The organism is Bacteroidales bacterium, from assembly GCA_026418905.1.
In the GTDB taxonomy this organism is placed as follows: Bacteria; Bacteroidota; Bacteroidia; order Bacteroidales; family DTU049; genus JAOAAK01.
Genome location: JAOAAK010000016.1, coordinates 1 through 20,970 on the forward strand (window position 1 = coordinate 1; position 20,970 = coordinate 20,970).

The following is a 20,970-nucleotide window of genomic DNA, read 5'->3' on the forward strand; positions in this document are numbered from 1 at the left end:
GACGGCACCTGACCACCAGAGTTGTTCATCTCGTATGTGGGTTGATTGTAATTAGGTGTCTGCTGAGGTCTTGAAGAAGGCTGAAAACCACTCGATTGGTTAACATCAGGCATAATACTTGTTCCAGGAGAATTAACAGAGTTGGGCTGTGGTCTTTGTAAACTGCCAGAAGAATTTGAATTTGCATCAGAAGGCCTAATTCCTGGTTTTACTTCTCCACGAGAATCTTCAGAACTAATTGGTTTTACAAAAGCATTCTGATCAGGAGTTAATGACGATTGAGTTGAAACTCTACTAGTATTTTGAGAACCTGATATTCGAGAATCTGCTCCACCTGCGTTGATATCGATTTGTGTATTGACGTTTTGAGTTGCTGGACGATTCACAAATTTAGATACAGAAATACCATGTGTATTGGTAATTTCACCACGTGCTATAGCTTGTTCGTAACGATCCCCAAATGATAGTTTTCCTTGGGAATTTCCCCCTGAAGAAGCCATGGGATTTATGTATGAACCACCAATGTCATTTACACGGGGTCCGTAATAGATGTTGTTATTAGAATAAAGGTCATAACTATTATAATAGTAATAAGAAGGCCCATAATGAGAATCCCAATAGCCATCCCAATAACCATTCCAATAACCATCCCAGTAGCCATCATGATACCCATGCCAATAACCGTAGTTCCAGCCCCAGTAATACCCAGGAGTATAGCCCCAACCATAATAGTGGTAATAAGGGAAATACCATCCCCAATACCATCTATATCGTGGCTTCCACCACCACCATGGAGTGTAGTATACGGAAATACCAAAAAGAAAAGGATCGTAAGTATACCAGTATAAGTTGGTGTAAAATGGATCATAATAATCGAACCAGCCTCCACCATAAAATCTTCTCAAACGAGCCGTATATTCATAATCGTAATAATCATCGTAGTAATAGTTGTTGGTAATGTAGGTGTTTCCATTCTGATCCGTATAGGTAGTAGATGTAGATGGATAGCTTTTGCCCGAACCTTGTGAATAGTTTTCTGATGGATTTGAATCCTGGTATGAATAATTGATTTGCTCATCGGTAAATGGCTTAACATCTTGCTCAACTTCATAACTATTGATTTGCTTCTGAGGCTTTGCATACACATCATCATATTCATGATAATGTTTGGAGTAATAATTGTTGATTGAACAACCTGTAAGGAAAACTAACCCTAAACCAATGGTAATTAATGTTATGAATTTTGTTTTCATGTGGATATCCTCCATTTTTACTACTTTTGCATGAATGTTGCAAATATTATACCAAAATGAGTGAAAAAATTACACCTCGCCATGAAAATTACTCTCAATGGTATCAAGACGTAATTGATCAGGCTCAGCTTGCAGAAAATTCACCCGTACACGGTTGCATGGTAATCAAGCCGTATGGCTTTGCTATTTGGGAAAAAATGAGAGATGTGCTGGACAAAAAATTTAAAGAAACAGGGCATGTTAATGCTTATTTTCCGCTATTCATACCTAAGTCCTTTTTTGCTAAAGAAGCTGCTCATGTTGAAGGTTTTGCTAAGGAATGTGCTGTGGTAACTCATTATCGTTTGAAAAATAGTCTAGATGGCAAAGGAATCATTGTAGATGAGGATGCAAAACTTGAAGAAGAACTCATTGTACGACCAACATCAGAAACCATCATATGGGATACTTACAGAAAATGGATTCAGTCATATCGAGACCTACCACTTTTGATCAATCAATGGGCAAATGTAGTACGTTGGGAAATGCGGACACGACTTTTTTTGCGAACAACTGAGTTTCTATGGCAAGAGGGGCATACAGCCCATGCATCTGCAGAAGAAGCTATGGAAGAAGCGAGACGTATGTTGGAAGTATATGCCGACTTTGCTGAAAACTATATGGCTATGCCTGTCATAAAAGGCTATAAATCCCCAAACGAAAGGTTTGCCGGAGCCGTTGAGACTTTCTGTATTGAAGCACTCATGCAGGATGGTAAAGCTTTACAAGCTGGAACTTCACATTTTTTAGGACAAAATTTTGCGAAAGCCTTTGATGTAACTTTTCTGACGAAAGAAAATATCCGTGAATATGTCTGGGCAACATCTTGGGGAGTATCGACTCGTTTAATGGGAGCGTTGATTATGACACACGGCGACGATCGTGGCTTAGTTCTACCACCAGCCCTTGCTCCATACCAGGTAGTCATTGTTCCGATATTAAAAAGTGAGCAACATAAAGAAGTTATTTTCAACTACATGAGAAAGATAGCTGAAGAACTTCGAAATGCTGGAATTTCTGTTTTGGTTGACACCGACGAAATTCACACACCTGGGTGGAAATTTGCTCACTATGAGGCGAAAGGAATTCCTTTGCGCATTGCTGTAGGCTATCGTGATGTAGAAAATCAAACTGTTGAAATCGCTCGAAGAGATGAACTAAAAAAGGAAGTTATATCCAATTCTCAACTTGGCCAACGAACGTTACTCCTTTTAGACGACATTCAACGAAATTTATACCAAAAAGCTCTTTCTTTTCGAAATCAAAATACTTGGTATGTAAATACATGGAAAGAATTTGAAGAAGCCATTGAAAAAGGTGGCTTTGTTATGGCTCATTGGGACGGTACTGTTGAAACAGAGCAAATGATTAAAGAAAAAACCAAAGCTACAATCCGTGTCATTCCCTTTGATCAGCCAGAAGAAGAAGGCCATTGCATTTTGACAGGTAAGCCATCCCGAAAAAGAGTTGTTTTTGCAAGAGCATACTAAAACATCATGAATACTAACGTTACCCTTCAAAAATTTGAAAAACTTATAGAAATTATTGATACACTAAGAAAAGAATGTCCGTGGGATAAGGAACAAACATTTGAAAGTCTTCGACGCCTTACTATCGAAGAAGTTTACGAGCTCAGTCACGCCATTCTAGAAAGAGATTATGAGAATTTAAAAGAAGAACTTGGTGATTTAATCATGCATGTAGTTTTTTACGCCACCATTGCAAAAGAACAAAACTTATTTGATCTAGCTAACATCATTGAAGCTATTAACAACAAACTTATACGACGCCATCCGCACGTATTTGGAGAGATTCACGTCAACGGCCAAAAAGATGTTTTAGAAAACTGGGAAAAAATAAAAATTTCCGAAGGAAAAAAAAGTGTATTGCAAGGAATTCCTTCTTCTCTACCACCTACGATAAAAGCATACAGAATTCAGGAAAAGGTGGCAGCTGTTGGCTTTGACTGGGAAAATGCGGAAGATGTTTTTTCAAAAATCGAAGAAGAAATAAAAGAATTAAAAGCTACATTTAAAGATAGTAACAAGGAAAAAATACGTGCTGAACTAGGCGATGTTTTTTTCTCACTCATCAATCTTGCAAGACATTTATCTCTTGATCCAGACGATTGTATTGAACAAACCAATAAAAAATTTATTCACCGTTTTTCAACTCTTGAAAAAGCATTTACTGAAAAAGGAAAAAATATCCAAGAAGCAAATCTAGAAGAAATGGACAGGATATGGAATGAGATAAAATCGGATGAAAAATAATACCACTTGTAAAAATTTTAATTCGATCTTATTATTTTGATGTTGATATTGATGAATAGATAATTTTTCATTCATAAATTTTACTTAAGTTTGTTTGACAAATCTAACAAGTTATGTTTTTCAGAATTCAGACATTGTTTTTATTTATCGGGTTCCTTGCAATGTTACTTTTGATGATAGTGCCCGTGATTGAAATTAGAATTATTTCCTCGGAAACACTCAAGATTTACCTTTTCCATTTTAAGGAAAATTTGAATTTTGGTTGGTACTACGTGTGGCAGGCAACTGGAATACTAGCAACCATAGGATTATTAATTTCTACTTTTTTATTCAAAAAAAGAGTTCTTCAAATGAGGTTTAATGCGTTTGTATTTTTGTTTGTTGCTTTATTCGTAGGAGGTCTTTTTTTCATTCCTGATAAGATAGCTTCAGATTTGGGAGGTGTTGTAAATTATAAAACCGTTGGTTTTTTCTTCCCATTTGTAAGCTTAATAACATTGATTTTTGCTAACAGAGCTATCAAAGAGGATGAAATAAAGGTTCGATCCTCTGGTAGAATCAGATAATGATATGTAAGACGATGTTGAAATATTCTTTGTAATGGAAATCAAAACGGATTTCTTAGTTATCGGAAGTGGCATTACAGGACTTTTATATGCACTAAAAGTAGCCAAAGTTGGTGAGGTGATCATTATAACAAAGTCAACTCTAGAAGATGCCACATCAAGCTATGCTCAGGGTGGTATTGCAGCAGTCATGTACTCACCCGACACCTATGAAAAACATATTCAAGACACCCTCAAAGCAGGTGCAGGGCTCAATGATGAACGGATAGTTCGATTAACTATTTATGAGGGTTCAGAACGAATTAAAGAACTTATCGAATTAGGTGTTTCCTTTGATAAAAATCCTGATGGTACGTACAATTTAGCACGAGAAGGAGGTCACAGTGAGCAAAGGATATTCCACCACAAAGACAATACGGGTGAAGCTATTATGCAAACTTTGATCCATCATGTAAAAAAACATTCCAATATTCAGATCTTTGAAAATTGTTTAGCTATTGATCTGATAACTCAACATCATTTAGGTGTTAAAGTTACTCGAGAAACTACCAACATTGAATGTTTTGGAGCGTATGTTTTGAATATTAATACCAATGAAATTTTCAAGGTCTTGTCGCAGTTTACATTGCTTGCAACAGGAGGTTGCGGAGCTCTTTATCAAACAACTACCAACCCTCAAGTAGCTACCGGGGATGGTATTGCTATGGCAAAACGAGCTTGTGCCTACGTTGAAAACATGGAATTCATTCAATTTCATCCCACAGCATTTTACGACCCGAGTTCACAACCTTCTTTTTTAATTACTGAAGCTCTTCGTGGTGCAGGAGCTGTTTTAAAAAATCATGATGGTGAAGAATTTATGAGTCGCTATCATCCAGCTGGTTCACTTGCACCACGCGATATAGTTGCACGAGCCATAGATCATGAGATGAAAATCAAAGGTACCGATCATGTTTTCCTAGATGCTAGGCACATTTCCAAAAAAGTTTTATTGGATCATTTTCCCAACATCTATGCCTTTTGTCTCAGCAAAGGGATTGATATGACTCGAGACATGATACCTGTAGCACCTGCAGCCCATTATCAAGTTGGTGGTGTTAAAACAAATGAATGGGCACAAACTACTATACGATACTTATTTGCAGCTGGTGAAGTAGCTTGTACTGGATTGCATGGAGCTAATCGTTTAGCTTCTAACTCCCTACTTGAAACCATAGTCTTTGGCCATCGAGCTGCCCAAAAAACCATCGAACTTTTCAAACATTCCATTCATCCCATTCCATCCATTCCCGATTGGAACGCCGAAGGCACGATAAAAAGTGAAGAAAAAATTCTAATTACGCAATCTAAAAGAGAACTACAACAAATCATGTCCAATTACGTTGGGATCGTACGCTCTGACCTAAGGCTTGAAAGAGCCTTACGTAGGTTAAAAATTCTCTATGAGGAAACCGAAGATCTCTATCGCAGAAGTGTCGTAAATAAAGATATCGTTGAGCTCAGAAATATGATTAACACTGCCTATCTTATCATTACTCAAGCTCAAGCTCGTAAACAAAGTATAGGGCTTCATTACAACATCGACTATTTACCCTCTCAAGCCACATGATGCATTTTAATATTTTTGCACAAAAAAATGAGTTTTGAAAAAAGTAAAATTTATAAAAGTCTCGATGCTGTATTACAATATGCAAAAGGAGAAGATTACAAAGGCTACAACAAATATGATGGTTTAGAAAGTCCTATTTTATTTTTTCTGACTTTCAATATTCCTTTCTTAAGACTACTTTTTAGTCAAATTGTAATGCGCTTTCCTGTTAATATAAGGCCACTTTTGCTCATACCCAAAACTCGAAATCCCAAAGGCATAGCGCTTTTTGCTATGGCATATCTCAATCGTTACAAAGCTTTAGGAAACAAGGAAGACCTGGAAGAAGCACGTAAGCTTTTAGATTGGCTTATTGAACATCCTGCTATATCACCTTACGGTATGTGTTGGGGGTATCAACATAAATGGCAAGATGTTGGTTTTTACGCTCCTGCTTTCTTTCCTAACCGTGTCGTTACGTATTTTGTTGATACTGCACTTCTTGACTTTTATGATGCTACTGGCGAGGAAAAATACTTCGATGCTGCTCAACAAAGTTTACATTTTCTTCTTAAAGCTCCCAAAGTACTTTACGAAGATGATAAAATGAAATGCCTAAGTTACGTTCCTTCCGAAAAAATAAGATGGATCGTTATGGATGTAAGTGCACTAACAGGTTCAATAGTTGCTCGTATCAATCAACGTTTGGGTGATTCCTCGCTGGCAAAAGAAGCATTTAAGCTGATAAACTTTGTTGTTGATAAGCAAACCGATTACGGAGCTTGGTATTATACACATCCTCCCAAAGATCATCCCCGAAAACATGATAATTATCACACAGGTTATATCGTTGATGCTATATACGATTACATGCATCATACTGGAGATTGGCAATTCGAAGAAGTCTACTGGAAAGGTCTTAAATACTATGCCGAGAATCTATTTCTAGAGAATGGGGCCCCACGTTGGGCAAATGATGCAACCTACCCGTTGGATGTTCATGGTTCAGCTCAAGGGATTATATCATTTCTGAGAGCAGCCCGTTACAAGCCTGAATATGCAGCTTTAGCAGAAAAAATAGCCTTATGGGCCATAGACAACATGCAACATCCTACCAAAGGATTTTTTTATTATCAAAAAACTCGTTTCTTTCGCAAGCCTTTTACACTCATGCGTTGGTCCAACGGATGGATGGCTCGAGGTCTTAGTGAACTGGTAAAATATTACGCAAATCATGCATAAAAAGGTACTTTTTATTACCTATTATTGGCCTCCTGCAGGTGGTGCCCCTATGATGCGAATCATTAAACTTTACCAGTATCTACCTGAATTTGGTTATGAACCCATTATTCTCACAATGGCTCGAGGCGATTACCCATTTTACGATGAATCTCTTCTCTCCCTCGTTCGACCTGAAACGATAATTTATCAAACTTCTGGATTGAGTTTGCACAAGATATTCAAAAAACTTTCGCCTCATTCAAAAAAAGATTTCATCCCTTATGGTTTCACCGATGAGGGGAGAAGAGGATGGATGGAACGTTTTTCTCGTTGGGTAAAGTACAATATGATTCCCGATACACGTTTTTTATGGTATTTCGGAACTGTACGCAAAGCAATAAATATAGCTCGCCAACATCAGATTGATTTAATTTTCTCCTCTTCTCCCCCGCAAACTAACCATGTCATTGCTGCACGTGTTGCTCGAAAACTAAAATTACCCTGGGTGGGTGATTTTCGTGATCCATGGACAGATGTTTTCTGGCTTCAATACCCACGAAGTATTCGTTGGAAATGGATTCATCGGTTAGATCAATGGCTCGAAAAAAGAACCATCGATCGCATGGATGCTATCATAACAGTGAGCCCAAGCTTGGTCAATCTCCTTTCCACTAAAACAAGTCGTCCCATCCACGAAATACCTAATGGTTTTGATCATGTGTATTTTGATCGCCTCCAGAGAAAACCATCTCAATACTTTACAATACTTTACGCCGGAAGCATGAGCAAAGAACAATATCCAGAAAATTACTTTAAGGCTATTTCATCTTTATTACAAGAAAACGAAGATTTCCGTCAATATTTTCGAATGATCTTCATGGGGAATTTTCCTCCATTTTTACATGAATTAGTTGATCAATACGGTCTTTCCTCATGGATTAAGTTTTATCCTTATGTTGATTACGAGCAATCACTGCAAGCAATGGTAGATGCCGATGTTTTGCTTCTGATCATTCCTCGAACTCCCGACAACAAAGGCATACTTACTAGTAAACTTTTTGAATACCTTGGAGCTCGACGTCCAATTTTAGGCATAGGCCCCCTCGATGGGGATGCTGCAAAAGTTTTAGAAAAAACAAATGCAGGTTACATGGTGGATTATGAAGAAATAGAACTTATCAAAGAGAAAATGATAAATTTTTTCAGATCCTGGCAAAAAGATCAAGACTTAACTATCTCCTTATCCAATATCGAGCATTATACACGTCAAAATATTGCAAAGAAATTTGCAAAAGTATTTGATCAAACTATTGAAACATTTAAACCTACCTTAAAACAAAAAAACTTATATGAATAAAAGAAAAGTTTCTCATGCCATAGTAGTTATTCATTCATCTTGAGTTTTTTATATTTTAAATTAACTAAAAACGAAGTAAACATGTCGACAAAAAAAGAAGATGTTTATCCTTCGTATCTAAAACTTTTTCAAAATGGTGAATTAAAAAGACGTGCAGAGGAGCTATGGAACAGAATGAAACAATGCGATTTATGTCCACGAAACTGTAGAGTTAATAGACTTGATGACCAAAGAGGTTTTTGCAAAGCAAGTTCTACCCTTAAGATAGCCTCTTTTGGTCCTCATTTCGGAGAAGAAAAAGAACTGGTTGGGACAGGAGGTTCTGGTACGATTTTTTTCAGTCATTGTTCGATGCTCTGTGTATTTTGTTTCAATCATGAAATCAGTCATCTAGATCAAGGTGAAGTCACAACATGTGATGGCCTAGCAAAAATCATGTTGCACCTTCAAGAAATAGGCTGTTCTAATATTAACTTGGTTACGCCAACGCATTATATACCACATATCTTAAAAGCCATTCTCATAGCAGTTCAAGGAGGTTTAATATTACCACTTGTATATAATTCAAGTGGTTATGAGAAAGTCGAAATATTAAAATATTTGGATGGAATTGTCGATATTTATTTACCTGACTTTAAGTTTGGATGTAATGAATATGCAGGAAAATATGCCGGCGGTGCTTACGATTACGTGGAGGTTACACAAAGAGCTATTCTTGAAATGAATCGGCAAGTAGGAGTTTTGGAAGTAGATCAGAAAACAAGAATAGCAAAACGTGGGCTTATGATTAGACATCTGGTCATGCCCAACAACGTTTCTTGTTCGGATAAAGTCATTGAATGGATTGCCCAAAATTTGCCCCGTGAAACTTATATTAATATCATGTCTCAATACCATCCAAGTTTTAAGGCAAAAAATTTTCCTGAAATCAGTAGAAAAATTAGCCATTCAGAATTTGAGGAAGTTATAAAACATGCAAAAAAACAAGGATTAATCAATGCAAAACCGCAAGAGTAGCAACATAATTTAATAAACAAACTTCATTCAAACTCAAAAAGTATTTAGGTAATAGGCTTTGAATGGTAGGAAGATCTCACCAAAGGTCCTGATTCAACGTGCTTAAAACCCAGATTTAATGCAAAATCATGGAGGATCTCAAATTCTTCTGGAGTATAGTATCGTTGAACAGGATAATGATGACGAGTTGGCTGGAGGTATTGCCCGATGGTAACTATGTCGCAACCAACATGACGAAGGTCTGACAAGGTTTCTTTGATTTCATCTATTGATTCACCAAGGCCAATCATAATGCCACTTTTAGTGGTCATGCCCAAAGATTTAGCCATACGTAGATTATCAAGGCTTACTTCGAATCTGGCAATAGATCTAATAATAGGAGTGAGACGACTTACAGTTTCAAGATTGTGACCATAAATATCTGGTTTTTCACGAGTAATGAGTTCTATCAAATCCTTTCTAGCGTGAAAATCGGGAACTAAAACTTCGATTGTAACATTTGGATGATCTCGATGAATTCTCCGTATGCATTCTGCCCAATGTCCAGCTCCATGATCAGGAAGATCATCGCGAGTAACAGAAGTAATGACCAAATGACGCAAGCCAAGTTCTCCAACTGCTGCCGAGAGTATGGCGGGTTCGTAAGGATTTATGGCATTAGGTTTTCCATGTTTTACAGCACAAAAGCTACAATTTCTCGTACAAATATTTCCAAGAATCATGAAAGTAGCAGTTTTCATACTCCAGCATTCAGCAAGATTAGGGCACATTCCACTTTCACATATAGTGTGAAGTTCATGCTGCATTGTCTTCTTGACTTTTTGATACTCTTCGGCTCTAGGCAACTTAACTTTCAACCATGAAGGTTTGGGCAGATATGGTAGATGATCGGACATTTTTTTTCAAAATTACTTTTTTTATATCTCCTTCCGAAGAAAATAATGATTTTCATCATTACATTGATAAACTTTAAAATTTTTAAGTAATTTGTTAAAAATTTAATTATATGAAAAACTTGTCATGCAATTATGCAGGTATCACTTTGAAAAATCCCATCGTTATTGCTTCCAGTAATCTAGTGTTGAATGAACAAACTCTTGAACAAATCATCGAAGCTGGTGCTGGTGCCATTGTCTTTAAAACTTTATTTGAAGAACAGATAGAACTTGAAAAGCTTCAAATGCTTGAGGAAATGACAGCATATGAAGACAGACATGCCGAAATGATGACCCTTTTCCCAAAACTTCAGCATGCAGGCCCTGAAGAACATCTCGTACTTTTAACTAAAGCAGTTAAAAAATCAAGCATTCCCATTATTGGAAGTTTAAACTGTATCGATTTGAACGTTTGGACTGAATTTGCAAAAAAAATGCAAGACACAGGCATAGCTGCTCTTGAACTCAATCTTTCCACCATTCCTACGAAAGATAGAACAACTTCACAAGAACTCGAGAATGAAATGATGACAATCGTAGAAAAAGTGGCTCATGTCGTTACTATACCCATTATTGTTAAAATTAATTCATTTATTACACATGTTCCTTATTTAGCAAAGAAATTGGAAAATGCGGGTGCTAAAGGTATCGTTTTATTTAATCGACTTTTTCAGCCCGATATTGATGTCACAAACGAAAATTTTGCTTTTAGTGAATATTTATCTAACTCAAAAGACAACAGAATTACTCTACGATTTATTGGTTTGCTTTATGGCAATGTGAATATGAGTTTAATAGCAAATACTGGTTTTCACACTTCGACCGATGTAATTAAAGCTCTTCTGGTGGGAGCTGATGCCGTTCAGATTCTATCTACACTTTACTTGAACAAAATTACTTATATCACCACGATGCTTAACGAAATAGATCAATGGATGAATAACAAAAATTATCAATCACTGGAAGACTTTAGGGGTAAACTTTCTAAAAGAAAAACCACCGATCCTTTTGCGTATAGAAGAGCCCAGTATATTGACATCCTCATGAGTAGTGATAATTTTTTAAACAGAAATATGCTCATTTAATATAATTACGAGCAAATTCTTCACCCATTTCAAAAGCTCGCACATTTAAAGCAATAATATCTTCACCTTTTCGTTCAAAAATTTGGCGGATAGCGCGAAGATAAAGTTCTCTTTCTAAGGGAAGAAGTGTGCTAGCTGCACCGAGCATGATCATGTTCATTCCCTTAGGGTTGTTAATTTCCTTTGCCATAGCATCAGCATCCAGAAGGATATGTTTTTTAAATTTTTTAATCTCGGCGTAGACTTCTTCTATTGGAGGATAATTAGGAATGTTAACATATGGCTTACTGTTAGTGATAAGCCAACCATCGGCATGTAAAAAATTTACATATCTTAAACTCTCAAGTGGTTCCACACTTAGAATCATATCGGCAGTACCTTCGGGGATCAGTGACGAAAAAATGGGTTTTTCGGACAGGCGAAGATGACTTTGCACTTCCCCACCACGCTGTGCCATCCCATGCACTTCAGATTGTTTAACATGCCAGCCTTTTTCCATAGCTGCAATACTAATAATGGCACTGATGGACAGGATACCCTGACCACCTACTCCTGCTATGATAATGTCCCGTTTCATGCATGTTGTTTTTTATCCTTAAATTTCTCTTGCATTCTTTTATTCAAAGTTTGAACACATTCCCTGGTTGGAATAATCACCGAAACGTCAGGGTATGCTAATTCTTCTGCAAAAACTTTCACATTTTCTTCATGATATTTTGGGAGAGGACGAATAATTCTAACATGATCAGGATGAACTCCTAATCCAATGCAAATATCTTTAAGTCTATTGTAAGCATGCGAAGGTTGTCCGCCAGTCATAGCTGTAGCCGAGTTATCTAAAATAACCACTGTTATGGGTGAATGATCTACCACAGCATCAAGTAATCCAGTAATGCCACTATGCGTAAAAGTAGAATCACCAATTATTGCAACAGATGGAACTAAACCTGCATCAGCAGCTCCTTTTGCCATAGTCACAGAAGCTCCCATGTCAACACAACTATTAATGGATTCAAATGGTGCGAGGGCACTCATCGTGTAACATCCAATGTCGCCAAAAACCCTTCCAGGAGAATATACTTTCATTGCTTCATTTAGTGCCTTGAAGCTATCGATATGAGGACATCCAGGACAAAATACAGGGGGGCGACCCACTAAAGAAGTGGACCGTTCATGAATTCTAATGTATTCTTTTCCAAAAGCTTTTCCCACAACTACTGGATTAAGCTCTCCCTGACGAGGTATGTGACCTGTGAAACGTCCTTGTATGACGTACGGGGAACCCAAAATGCCTTGTAACCACTCTTCAATCAAAGGATATCCTTCCTCCACTACAAGAATTTTTTCGACTTCCTGGGCTAATTTTTTGATTTTACTCACAGGTAACGGGTATTGTCCAATTTTCAAAACCGGATATGGGCAAGAACCATCAAAAACTTCCATAACATAATTATAACCAATGCCACTTGCTATGATGCCCAGCGATTTATCACTTCCTTCAAAATATGTGTTAAAAATAGAATTTTCGCTCTCTTCTAAGAGATAAGACTGAATACTTAATAAATAATCATATCGCTTTCTAGCTATAACGGGCAAGAGTACAAATTGGCGTAAATCTGTAGGCAATTTTAAGGAGTTTTGTTCCTTTGAAGAACGAAGTACCACCGAAGCGCGACTATGAGCAAGTCGCGTAGTTATTCGTAGTAGAACAGGAACCTTAAATTTTTCACTCAGTTCATACCCGTAAAAAACCATGTCATATGCTTCTTGCTGATTAGCTGGTTCCAAAACAGGAACCATAGCAAATTTCCCGTAATAACGGCTATCCTGTTCGTTTTGTGAAGAATGCATGGAAGGGTCGTCGGCAGCTACAACGATAAGACCCCCATTTGTACCTGTAATGGCTGCATTCATAAAAGGATCTGCAGCGACATTCAACCCAACATGCTTCATACAAGCCATAGCTCGTTTACCCGCGTATGAAACACCAAGTGCAGCCTCGACAGCTGTTTTCTCATTGGCAGTCCACCTTCCCATGACATTCCTCTCTCTAGCATCCTTACTTGCTATAACATATTCCGTAATTTCAGTAGAAGGCGTTCCAGGATATGCATAAACAGCTGTTGCCCCAGCATCTATGGCACCTTGTGCTATGGCCTCATCCCCCAATAAAACAAGCGTTTTCATGTTCTCTTAATAATTAATTATTGACAAAACTAAAAAAATAATTTTAGAATCTTTTTTATAGATAACAAAAATCATTTTTTATTACATAATATCATTTGTTTTCTTGCTTTTACAAAAAATTCTTGTACTTTTGAAAAAATAAATATATCATGAAAAAAACTTTTTTCTATATTTTTTTATCTATTATACTTCTGATTTTATCAGGCCAAACAGGTATAATTGTATATGAAGAAAACTTTTTACCTGAAAGGCCCCATCTTGAAATTAAGGATTTTGCATTAGATCAGAATTCCAATATATATGTGCTCGCAAATGCTTATGATATAAATTTTAAAAATCCATATCCTTGGGTTGCTTGCATAGATGCTAAAAACGGAAGCATTATTCAAGAAGCTTTTCCTTTAAGAGAAAGCACCAAAGAAGTATCATATATTTTTATTACCCCATCTAAAAAAGTCATTATCTATGGTAATTGCACTCGAAACGATAAATTACAGCCACTTTTTTTATGTCTTGATGAAAATTTTCAAATCAACACACATTTCATAGTGTCTCTTAAGAACCCTCAAATTATTTCTGCAGTAGTACCATTTTCTCGTGATAAAAACTTAATTGCTCAGAATATTGTTGATATGGAAAAAGGAAAAATTAAAATAGGCTTGATAAAAACTTCTATGGACATGTATGTACCAACATCTTTTACTTATTTGGAAAGTGATCACCATTTGTTTGCTTCTGACATAACTTATTCAAAGAATAACAAAATCATACTTGCAGCATATGATGATGATGGCAATGGAAACATCAAACCCATTATTTACTGTCTTGATACAACTGGAAAAATTGATTGGACTTATTATCCTTCTTATGATCCGAATTTTAATCAACAAATTGTTCAAGTTGATAATCATAATAACATTTACTTATTGGCTAATTATAAAAATGAAAAAGTTGGAAAATGCAGTTCTACTTTACTCAAACTTAACAATCAAGGTAAAAAAATAAGGGAAAAAGTTATCGATGGCTACAAATTCAACGGCATGACTATTTTAAAAAACGGAAAAATTTTGTTGTATGGTATGAGTTATCAGATAATTGATAACCGTTACCTAGTTTCAACTGGAACATATATCATTATTAATGACAACTTAGAACCCACATATGCTAAGTCAATCGGTATTGAAGACCTTAATAATCAAAATTTGAAAGCATCGATTATAAATAGCAACAAGTTTATAAGCAGCGAACTTTATGAAGGGATGGAACTTCCAGATGGACGCATAGTTCTAGGAGGACGCTTTTACAAACCAGATTTAAGTTCCGACAATTATTTTAATAGAGGCATGATATTATTTTTAAATAAAGATGGAAAATTTTAAAAGTTTCATTATTTTAATTTTGATTATAGTAGTTTTATCCCATGCAAAAACCCAAATCATTTGGAAGAAAACATATGGAAAAAACGATAAAACAGAAATAGCATCAAAAATTATTGAGACATCATCTCATCGTTTTATCGTTGTAGGATCAACTTGCGATACAGCTTTGTTGTCCTATCTTTGGGGATGGGATGGATATATTATGTGTATCAATTCAGTTGGGGATACACTGTGGACAAAAGTTATAGGAAGTTCTGCCAATGATTTTATCAATGATGTGATTGAAACCGTACCTCATGAATTTATCATTTGCGGGATGGGATACAAAGCCTCTGCAAATAGTCAGCAAGTATGGTTAATAAAATTACAATTAAATGTTTCTGAAGATCAGATACTTAATATTGAACAAAAACATTATGGTAAAAGTGGCAAAAAAGATGGAGCGAATAAAATTATTAAAAATCAAGATGGAACCTATATTGTAGTTGGTTTTACTGAAGGATACGGCACCCAACAGGGTGGAAGTGATGCATGGCTTTTAAAATTAAATGCTCAGCTGGATACCATGTGGACCAAAACTTACGATATGGGATTTGAAGAAAGTGCTAGAAGTATTATCCCTCTTAACGATGACACTTATTTGCTACTCATCACCAGTACAACGGGTTTAATTAACAATTTTCCCATTCCACCTTATTATTGCTCATTTTCTACTGTTCTTCACATCGACGAAAATGGTAACATCCTAAAATCTCTGACCTTTGACAGCGATACGATCAATTTTCTTTCTCATGGCGTAAATACCCCAGATGGTGGCGTCATTCTTATTGGTGGAACCGGAATGAAAGACAACAGTTATTCTGGCGGTGGGAGAAATTTGTATCTTGTTAAGCTTAATTCAGATCTCGATACCATGTGGACAAAAATTTATGGCAAGTATGGTAAATACGATGCTGGTTTTGATGTAATGAATTGGCATGATGGAGGTTTTCTTGCTCTGGGTTATACACAATCGTTTTATACTGACAGTGTTGACAATTGGTGGTTGTTACGCTTAGATTCGAACGGAGATACACTTTTTTCAAATGTCCTTATCCATAGAAAAAAGAACGACGATCCTTGTAACATCATATTAAGCTCTGATGGAAAACTTATTATAGCAGGTTGGATTGATGCCAATTCAAATGCTTTTGAAAGCAGTAGCATAGGCAATTCCAGTATTTGTTTAATGGCCATTGATTCAGCATATGTAATGTCCAGTCCATCTTTAAAAAGACAATTCTTTGTATTTCCTAATCCTTTCCACGAATTCACACATATTAGTTTGCCATATGAATTAAACAATGCTACTTTATTCATTTACGATTTAACCGGAAAACTTATTTTAAAAAAGCCATATACTGGTAATCCTATCCTTCAACTTAATTCAGTGAAACCAGGCACCTATATTCTAAATATACAAACACCTCTTATAGTTCTATCAACTCTTATTGAAGTATTTTAAAAATCAGTTACTTTTTAAGAAATTGTTCTTACTTATCAATTAAATTCTTTTCTATACTTTAAAACATTCATATTAATGCGTAATAATGCTTTAGAATTTTTTCACCTCACAAACTTACGTTCGGTATTTACAATAAAATCATATCAAATTATCGTTGTTACCTAATTACGCTCAATGTCATGTGGTCTTCATCAGGATAAGAAGAAGGATTAACCACAGCTGAAGCTGTTCCCCAAATTGCAGATACTTTGTACTGTACTTTTATGGTATAATTATTACCTGCAACAAGTCCAGTTAATAATTTGGATGTTGAACAAGACCAAGTTGTTACAGTCCCTGTCATATCATCATAACTTTGAATTTTTTCTTCTGTACCTGATATTATGCTATTAGATGTTACATTCCAGATCCTAAATGAGATGTATCCCATGGAGTTGGTGGGTCCATAACCAGAAGCTGTAAAAATGACCAAAGCCTTATCGGAAAGTGCGGTAAAATTAAGACTCATCCCTGGTACATCAGCCCAAGTGGTAGAGTTTAAAGTCTGATTAGTTGCAAGACTTACTGATACCACATTGCCACCTGCTGGTGAACCCCAAGAAGGAGATGTTCCTGATCCCTGGGATATTAATGCTTGGCCGGTCACACCGGCATTACCACTTGGCATAAGAGCTCCTGAAAAACGTATGTTTCCCGATACTTCAAGCCTTTCTGCAGGTGTAGAAATGCCAATGCCAACCTTTCCATCGCTGGTAACTCGTAATCGTTCAGTATTGGCAGTTTTAATTACAAGAGCGTTATTGTCTGTAGTACCTAAAAATTGGGTTCCAGGAATAGTACCGCTATTCCCATTTAACAACCAAGCATTTCCGGTTGATCCTCCATCGTTGAGTCGTACCCATGCATTTCCATTCCAATAATAAAAACCTGGTGTCACATCATTAATGGTAGCCGTATTATAAATCAATAAGCTGGTGGCTGGATTAATGATAGGGGTAGATGACGTTGTTTGAGTAAGTGAAACCCTTGGAATGAGCAATCCTTTATCGGTGGTTTGCAAATCCAAAACAGCACTTGGATGAGGTGTAACTCCAGTATTATTAATAGCCACTTGAGAATACAAAATCATATTCATAAATATAAATAAAACATAAACAATATTTTTCATCCTATTCATATTTTTTTATTCAACTTACTTTTTCTCGTAATGAAATTTTGTATCTGCCGACCCAATTTTAGTCACAATAAAATAATCAAATTCTTCATCATTCTTATTTGTTGCAACGATAAAATATGTAACTGATTTTTCTTTTAGGTATAAACCAGAATTAGAATTATGAGAAGTTAATAAAACCCAATAATTTCCCTGCAAAGATGGATCTACAGGAATCTTAATAATTCCATTTTGTGTAGAAGTTGTTCCTACATCAACTATAATAAATTTAGGAAAGCTAAAAGAGGACGAAGGTGATGTTGTTTTAGATTGAGAATACAAAAACAAACTAAACATAATAAAGCCCAAAACGAATAACTTTCTCATAGGTTATTTTTTTTGTTACTCAAAAATCATTAACGTACGATGACATGTTTTATCTGGGTCAGACACTACATAATTGTATAGCCACGATGTTCCCCTATAATTTCGCCATTGCACCTTTATTGTCGTAGCTACACCAGGCGTTACACTAATGGGATAATTGATAGCCAAATTCCAACTTGTAGCTTTCGTTCCCCAACCATTATCGACAGTGACAAGTGCATTGCTACCTAGGAGTGGAGTTCCGTCTTTGACCAACCTACAATAGGCTATTTCCTGAAAATCAGCCATATCTGAATATCCAGACATGGTAAATGAAACGTAAACCATGCTTTTGACAGGGGTAAATGTGATAGTCATTTGGGGTATATCTGTCCATGTCGTTGACCTGATGCTAGCATCAGTAGTTCCAGTGACAGCCCGAACATATGTTTCAGACCATGACCATACTGGGGGCACTCCAGGACCCTGAGACCTCAGCACCTGTCCGCTAGTACCAGCATTGCCATTGGGCATCAGAGCTCCTGAGAATCTTACTGCACCGTTGACGTCAATTTTTTGAGTAGGTGTTGCTGTACCAATTCCTACATTGGTTCCATTGTCAAAAATTTGGCTGCAGACTGCATTAGTTCCATCACTTTTAATAACATAATTTGCATTAGCACAACCTACAGGACCTGGGGGTCCAGCTGGACCTTGTGGGCCAGCAGGACCCTGGGGACCTTGTGGGCCAGCAGGACCCTGAGGCCCCTGAGGACCTTGTGGCCCAGCAGGACCCTGTGGTCCCGGAGCTCCATTGCAAATATATCTTGTTAAAGCTGCATTTATTTCTCCTGGATCCAAAACATTGTTGTTATTAGCGTCAAGACCCATTTCAATTTTGATCCCACCATAGGTACAATTTGCACCAGGAGGCTCAACAGAGGTATTTGCAAGTGTATTATAACCAACGCCTGCAGGACCTTGTGGCCCTTGTGGACCCGGAGGACCCTGTGGTCCAGCAGGACCCTGAGCCCCAGGAGCTCCATGACAAACGTACCGAGTCATTCCAGGAAGAATCTCTCCTGGATCAAGTATTCCATTATTGTTCAGATCAATCCCAAATTCTAGCTTTACTCCCCCGTAAGTACAGTTGGGACCTGCAGGTTCATTCGTTGCGTTTACCAGTGCATTATGCCCACTTAATCCAGTACCCCCTCTACAAAGAGAAACCCACTGGGTATTGCTTGCACGGTAAATCAAAACACAACCTGAATCCAGATCATATACCATAAGTCCCTCTGCAGGATTTGATATAGCAAGACGCTGCGTGGACGTCATACGTGGAATTAAAATTCCCTTATTGGTTGAAGATACATCCAGCATAGCCGAAGGGTGAGGATCAGAACCATCAGCATTAATGGCTACATTGTACTGAGACCATCCCTTAAACACCAGGGCTAACAAAAGAAATAAACTTACTCTTTTCATATTTATCTAATTAAAATTATCTTTTCAATGATCATTTTCGTATTTCCAGAAGGATCGCGATACTGAATTTTCAGCACATATACATCTTCCATGACTTTTTCTCCTCTGAACGTGCCATCCCATCCTTGAGATACATCATTACTATAAAAAATCATTTGTCCCCAACGATCAAAAATGTACATTTGAACGTCACGAAAATTTCCAACCATCACAGGTGCAAAAATATCGTTAACCCCATCGCCGTTTGGAGAAAAACTATTGGGAATGAAAATAGAAGTTTCTTCTTTTTCGCCAGCAAGCGACCAAGGAACATAAACTTTACTAAAATCCAGCTCTTGGGTTTCTACAACATGATTGTTGACATCTCTCAAAGCGACATCGAAAGTAATCCATTTTGAATCCGCAAAACTGAAATTAATGGGTAAAAGTCCATTTTCATTAGTTCCATTAGCATCAACCTTATTGTATGAAAACATGATTTTACCCGTTGGAAAATTCTGATAAACAGGCTGTATGATCCAATACCTGTTAAGAACTTCATCAGGTTCATAAGGATCAAGAGTAGTTACTTGATTAGGATAAGGCAAATTATTTTGGGCTGTCCCATATGTACTAAAAAGAAAATACCCTGACTGATCACCATTTCCAGCTAAGGTCAACTTCAATAAAAGGTCTGAATAATTATATATACCACTACCAAAAGGAATGGCATACACTCCTGTCTGATTCCCGATGTCCCATCTCACAAAACCAAGACCTTCAATAGGAGTGGTCTCAGCTTTAATGTAACCTCCTTGATACAAAATTGCATCAACACTATCGTTCTCTAGATGCAACTGATTTGTATGAAGATCTAGCACTGCTGACAATTTCAACTTACTAACAACTTTAAGTTTAGAAATATCTATTTGCTTTACCCCTCCACTTAACTCAAGATTTTCAACTCTAACGTCATTGACACCCTTGAATGATTGCAACCCTGGGGATTTCATAACAAGCCAACCATCATAAACAGGGCCTATATTCGTGAAAACTTCATTAGATGATAAATTAATAAGATCATTTTTTATGACTAATCGTCCATCTAAATTTACAAAACCATCTTGTCCCCCAGTCTTATTGGTATAATGCCCATTCACTACGACATGCGCCCCACTTTTAATGATAATGCCAGCTCCATTGTTAATCAAACCCTGGGCACATAAAAATATAGCACAACTCATCAAAAATATCCAAGCAAAAAATCTCATCTTTAAAATTTTATAGTTTTGACTAACAAATTTAAAAAAAGTTTAATCAAGGCAAAACTCTATATGCATAAAAAAAATGTTGGAATTATTTTACCTCAATCCTTTTACCTGCGAAACGATGTTTGCTTAATAGCAAAAGAATTGCTTGGTAAAGTTTTGGTCTCAGAGATCGACGGCGTATTAACTTCTGGTATTATCACAGAAACAGAAGCTTATGCAGGAATAAAAGACAAAGCTTCCCATGCATATGGAGGAAAATTAACTCCTAGAAATAAGGTTATGTATAAGGAAGGTGGGTATGCTTATGTT

General features: G+C 36.7%; 19 protein-coding genes. 11 read left to right on the forward strand and 8 right to left on the reverse strand.

All coding sequences use genetic code 11. The annotated features are described in order from the left end of the window. Positions 1-1,253, reverse strand: a 1,253-nt coding sequence (locus N2Z72_03480; protein MCX7696739.1) for a hypothetical protein, incomplete at its 3' end; no start/stop codon positions are given. Between the two features lie 56 nt (positions 1,254-1,309). On the opposite strand from N2Z72_03480, the gene proS reads away from it, so the two are divergent. The 7 genes from proS (at position 1,310) to N2Z72_03515 (ending at position 9,314) form a co-directional block, all read left to right on the forward strand. Further along, complete coding sequence (gene proS / locus N2Z72_03485) at positions 1,310-2,782, forward strand: proline--tRNA ligase (GenBank protein MCX7696740.1); 1,473 nt, start codon at positions 1,310-1,312, stop codon at positions 2,780-2,782. 6 nt (positions 2,783-2,788) lie between these two features. Then, positions 2,789-3,565 carry a nucleoside triphosphate pyrophosphohydrolase gene (mazG, locus tag N2Z72_03490; protein ID MCX7696741.1) on the forward strand — a complete coding sequence of 259 codons (777 nt, stop codon included), beginning with the start codon at positions 2,789-2,791 and terminating at the stop codon, positions 3,563-3,565. A gap of 113 nt (positions 3,566-3,678) precedes the next feature. Beyond that, complete coding sequence (locus N2Z72_03495) at positions 3,679-4,131, forward strand: DUF4293 domain-containing protein (GenBank protein MCX7696742.1); 453 nt, start codon at positions 3,679-3,681, stop codon at positions 4,129-4,131. A gap of 34 nt (positions 4,132-4,165) precedes the next feature. Beyond that, positions 4,166-5,740 carry an L-aspartate oxidase gene (gene nadB / locus N2Z72_03500; protein ID MCX7696743.1) on the forward strand — a complete coding sequence of 525 codons (1,575 nt, stop codon included), beginning with the start codon at positions 4,166-4,168 and terminating at the stop codon, positions 5,738-5,740. Between the two features lie 27 nt (positions 5,741-5,767). Beyond that, complete coding sequence (locus N2Z72_03505) at positions 5,768-6,961, forward strand: hypothetical protein (protein MCX7696744.1); 1,194 nt, start codon at positions 5,768-5,770, stop codon at positions 6,959-6,961. After that, positions 6,954-8,297: a glycosyltransferase family 4 protein gene (locus N2Z72_03510; GenBank protein MCX7696745.1), complete on the forward strand. Its 1,344-nt coding sequence runs from the start codon at positions 6,954-6,956 to the stop codon at positions 8,295-8,297. Before N2Z72_03505 ends, N2Z72_03510 begins: the two co-directional genes overlap by 8 nt. An 81-nt stretch (positions 8,298-8,378) precedes the next feature. Next, positions 8,379-9,314, forward strand: coding sequence for a hypothetical protein (locus N2Z72_03515; GenBank protein MCX7696746.1), 936 nt, complete (start codon positions 8,379-8,381; stop codon positions 9,312-9,314). A 44-nt stretch (positions 9,315-9,358) separates the two neighbouring features. Here the strand turns inward: N2Z72_03515 and lipA are convergent, their stop codons facing one another. Continuing rightward, entirely contained in the window at positions 9,359-10,210 is an 852-nt protein-coding gene (gene lipA / locus N2Z72_03520) for a lipoyl synthase (GenBank protein MCX7696747.1), read from the reverse strand. 110 nt (positions 10,211-10,320) lie between these two features. On the opposite strand from lipA, the gene N2Z72_03525 reads away from it, so the two are divergent. After that, positions 10,321-11,334, forward strand: a complete 1,014-nt coding sequence (locus N2Z72_03525; protein ID MCX7696748.1) for a dihydroorotate dehydrogenase-like protein — start codon at positions 10,321-10,323, stop codon at positions 11,332-11,334. Here the strand turns inward: N2Z72_03525 and N2Z72_03530 are convergent. Beyond that, positions 11,327-11,911: an indolepyruvate oxidoreductase subunit beta gene (locus N2Z72_03530; GenBank protein MCX7696749.1), complete on the reverse strand. Its 585-nt coding sequence runs from the start codon at positions 11,909-11,911 to the stop codon at positions 11,327-11,329. The two genes, N2Z72_03525 and N2Z72_03530, sit on opposite strands and share 8 nt — an antisense overlap. Next, on the reverse strand, positions 11,908-13,521 hold the full coding sequence (locus tag N2Z72_03535; GenBank protein ID MCX7696750.1) for an indolepyruvate ferredoxin oxidoreductase subunit alpha: 1,614 nt from the start codon (positions 13,519-13,521) through the stop codon (positions 11,908-11,910). The genes N2Z72_03530 and N2Z72_03535 overlap by 4 nt, the downstream gene beginning before the upstream one ends. A gap of 149 nt (positions 13,522-13,670) precedes the next feature. On the opposite strand from N2Z72_03535, the gene N2Z72_03540 reads away from it, so the two are divergent. Beyond that, complete coding sequence (locus N2Z72_03540) at positions 13,671-14,900, forward strand: hypothetical protein (GenBank protein MCX7696751.1); 1,230 nt, start codon at positions 13,671-13,673, stop codon at positions 14,898-14,900. Continuing rightward, positions 14,887-16,404, forward strand: coding sequence for a T9SS type A sorting domain-containing protein (locus N2Z72_03545; GenBank protein ID MCX7696752.1), 1,518 nt, complete (start codon positions 14,887-14,889; stop codon positions 16,402-16,404). Before N2Z72_03540 ends, N2Z72_03545 begins: the two co-directional genes overlap by 14 nt. Positions 16,405-16,561: 157 nt before the next feature. Here the strand turns inward: N2Z72_03545 and N2Z72_03550 are convergent, their stop codons facing one another. From N2Z72_03550 to N2Z72_03565, 4 genes are read right to left on the reverse strand one after another with little or no spacing between them, the layout of a single operon-like run. Beyond that, positions 16,562-17,572, reverse strand: coding sequence for a hypothetical protein (locus tag N2Z72_03550; GenBank protein ID MCX7696753.1), 1,011 nt, complete (start codon positions 17,570-17,572; stop codon positions 16,562-16,564). 24 nt (positions 17,573-17,596) lie between these two features. Continuing rightward, the gene (locus tag N2Z72_03555) at positions 17,597-17,944 is read right to left on the reverse strand and encodes a hypothetical protein (GenBank protein ID MCX7696754.1); all 348 of its coding nucleotides are present in this window, start codon (positions 17,942-17,944) and stop codon (positions 17,597-17,599) included. Positions 17,945-17,959: 15 nt separating this feature from the next. Next, positions 17,960-19,411: a hypothetical protein gene (locus tag N2Z72_03560; protein MCX7696755.1), complete on the reverse strand. Its 1,452-nt coding sequence runs from the start codon at positions 19,409-19,411 to the stop codon at positions 17,960-17,962. Positions 19,412-19,413: 2 nt separating this feature from the next. Then, positions 19,414-20,661, reverse strand: coding sequence for a gliding motility-associated C-terminal domain-containing protein (locus tag N2Z72_03565; GenBank protein ID MCX7696756.1), 1,248 nt, complete (start codon positions 20,659-20,661; stop codon positions 19,414-19,416). 63 nt (positions 20,662-20,724) lie between these two features. On the opposite strand from N2Z72_03565, the gene N2Z72_03570 reads away from it, so the two are divergent. Next, positions 20,725-20,970 (forward strand): DNA-3-methyladenine glycosylase (locus N2Z72_03570; GenBank protein ID MCX7696757.1); only part of this gene is annotated, 246 nt, incomplete at its 3' end.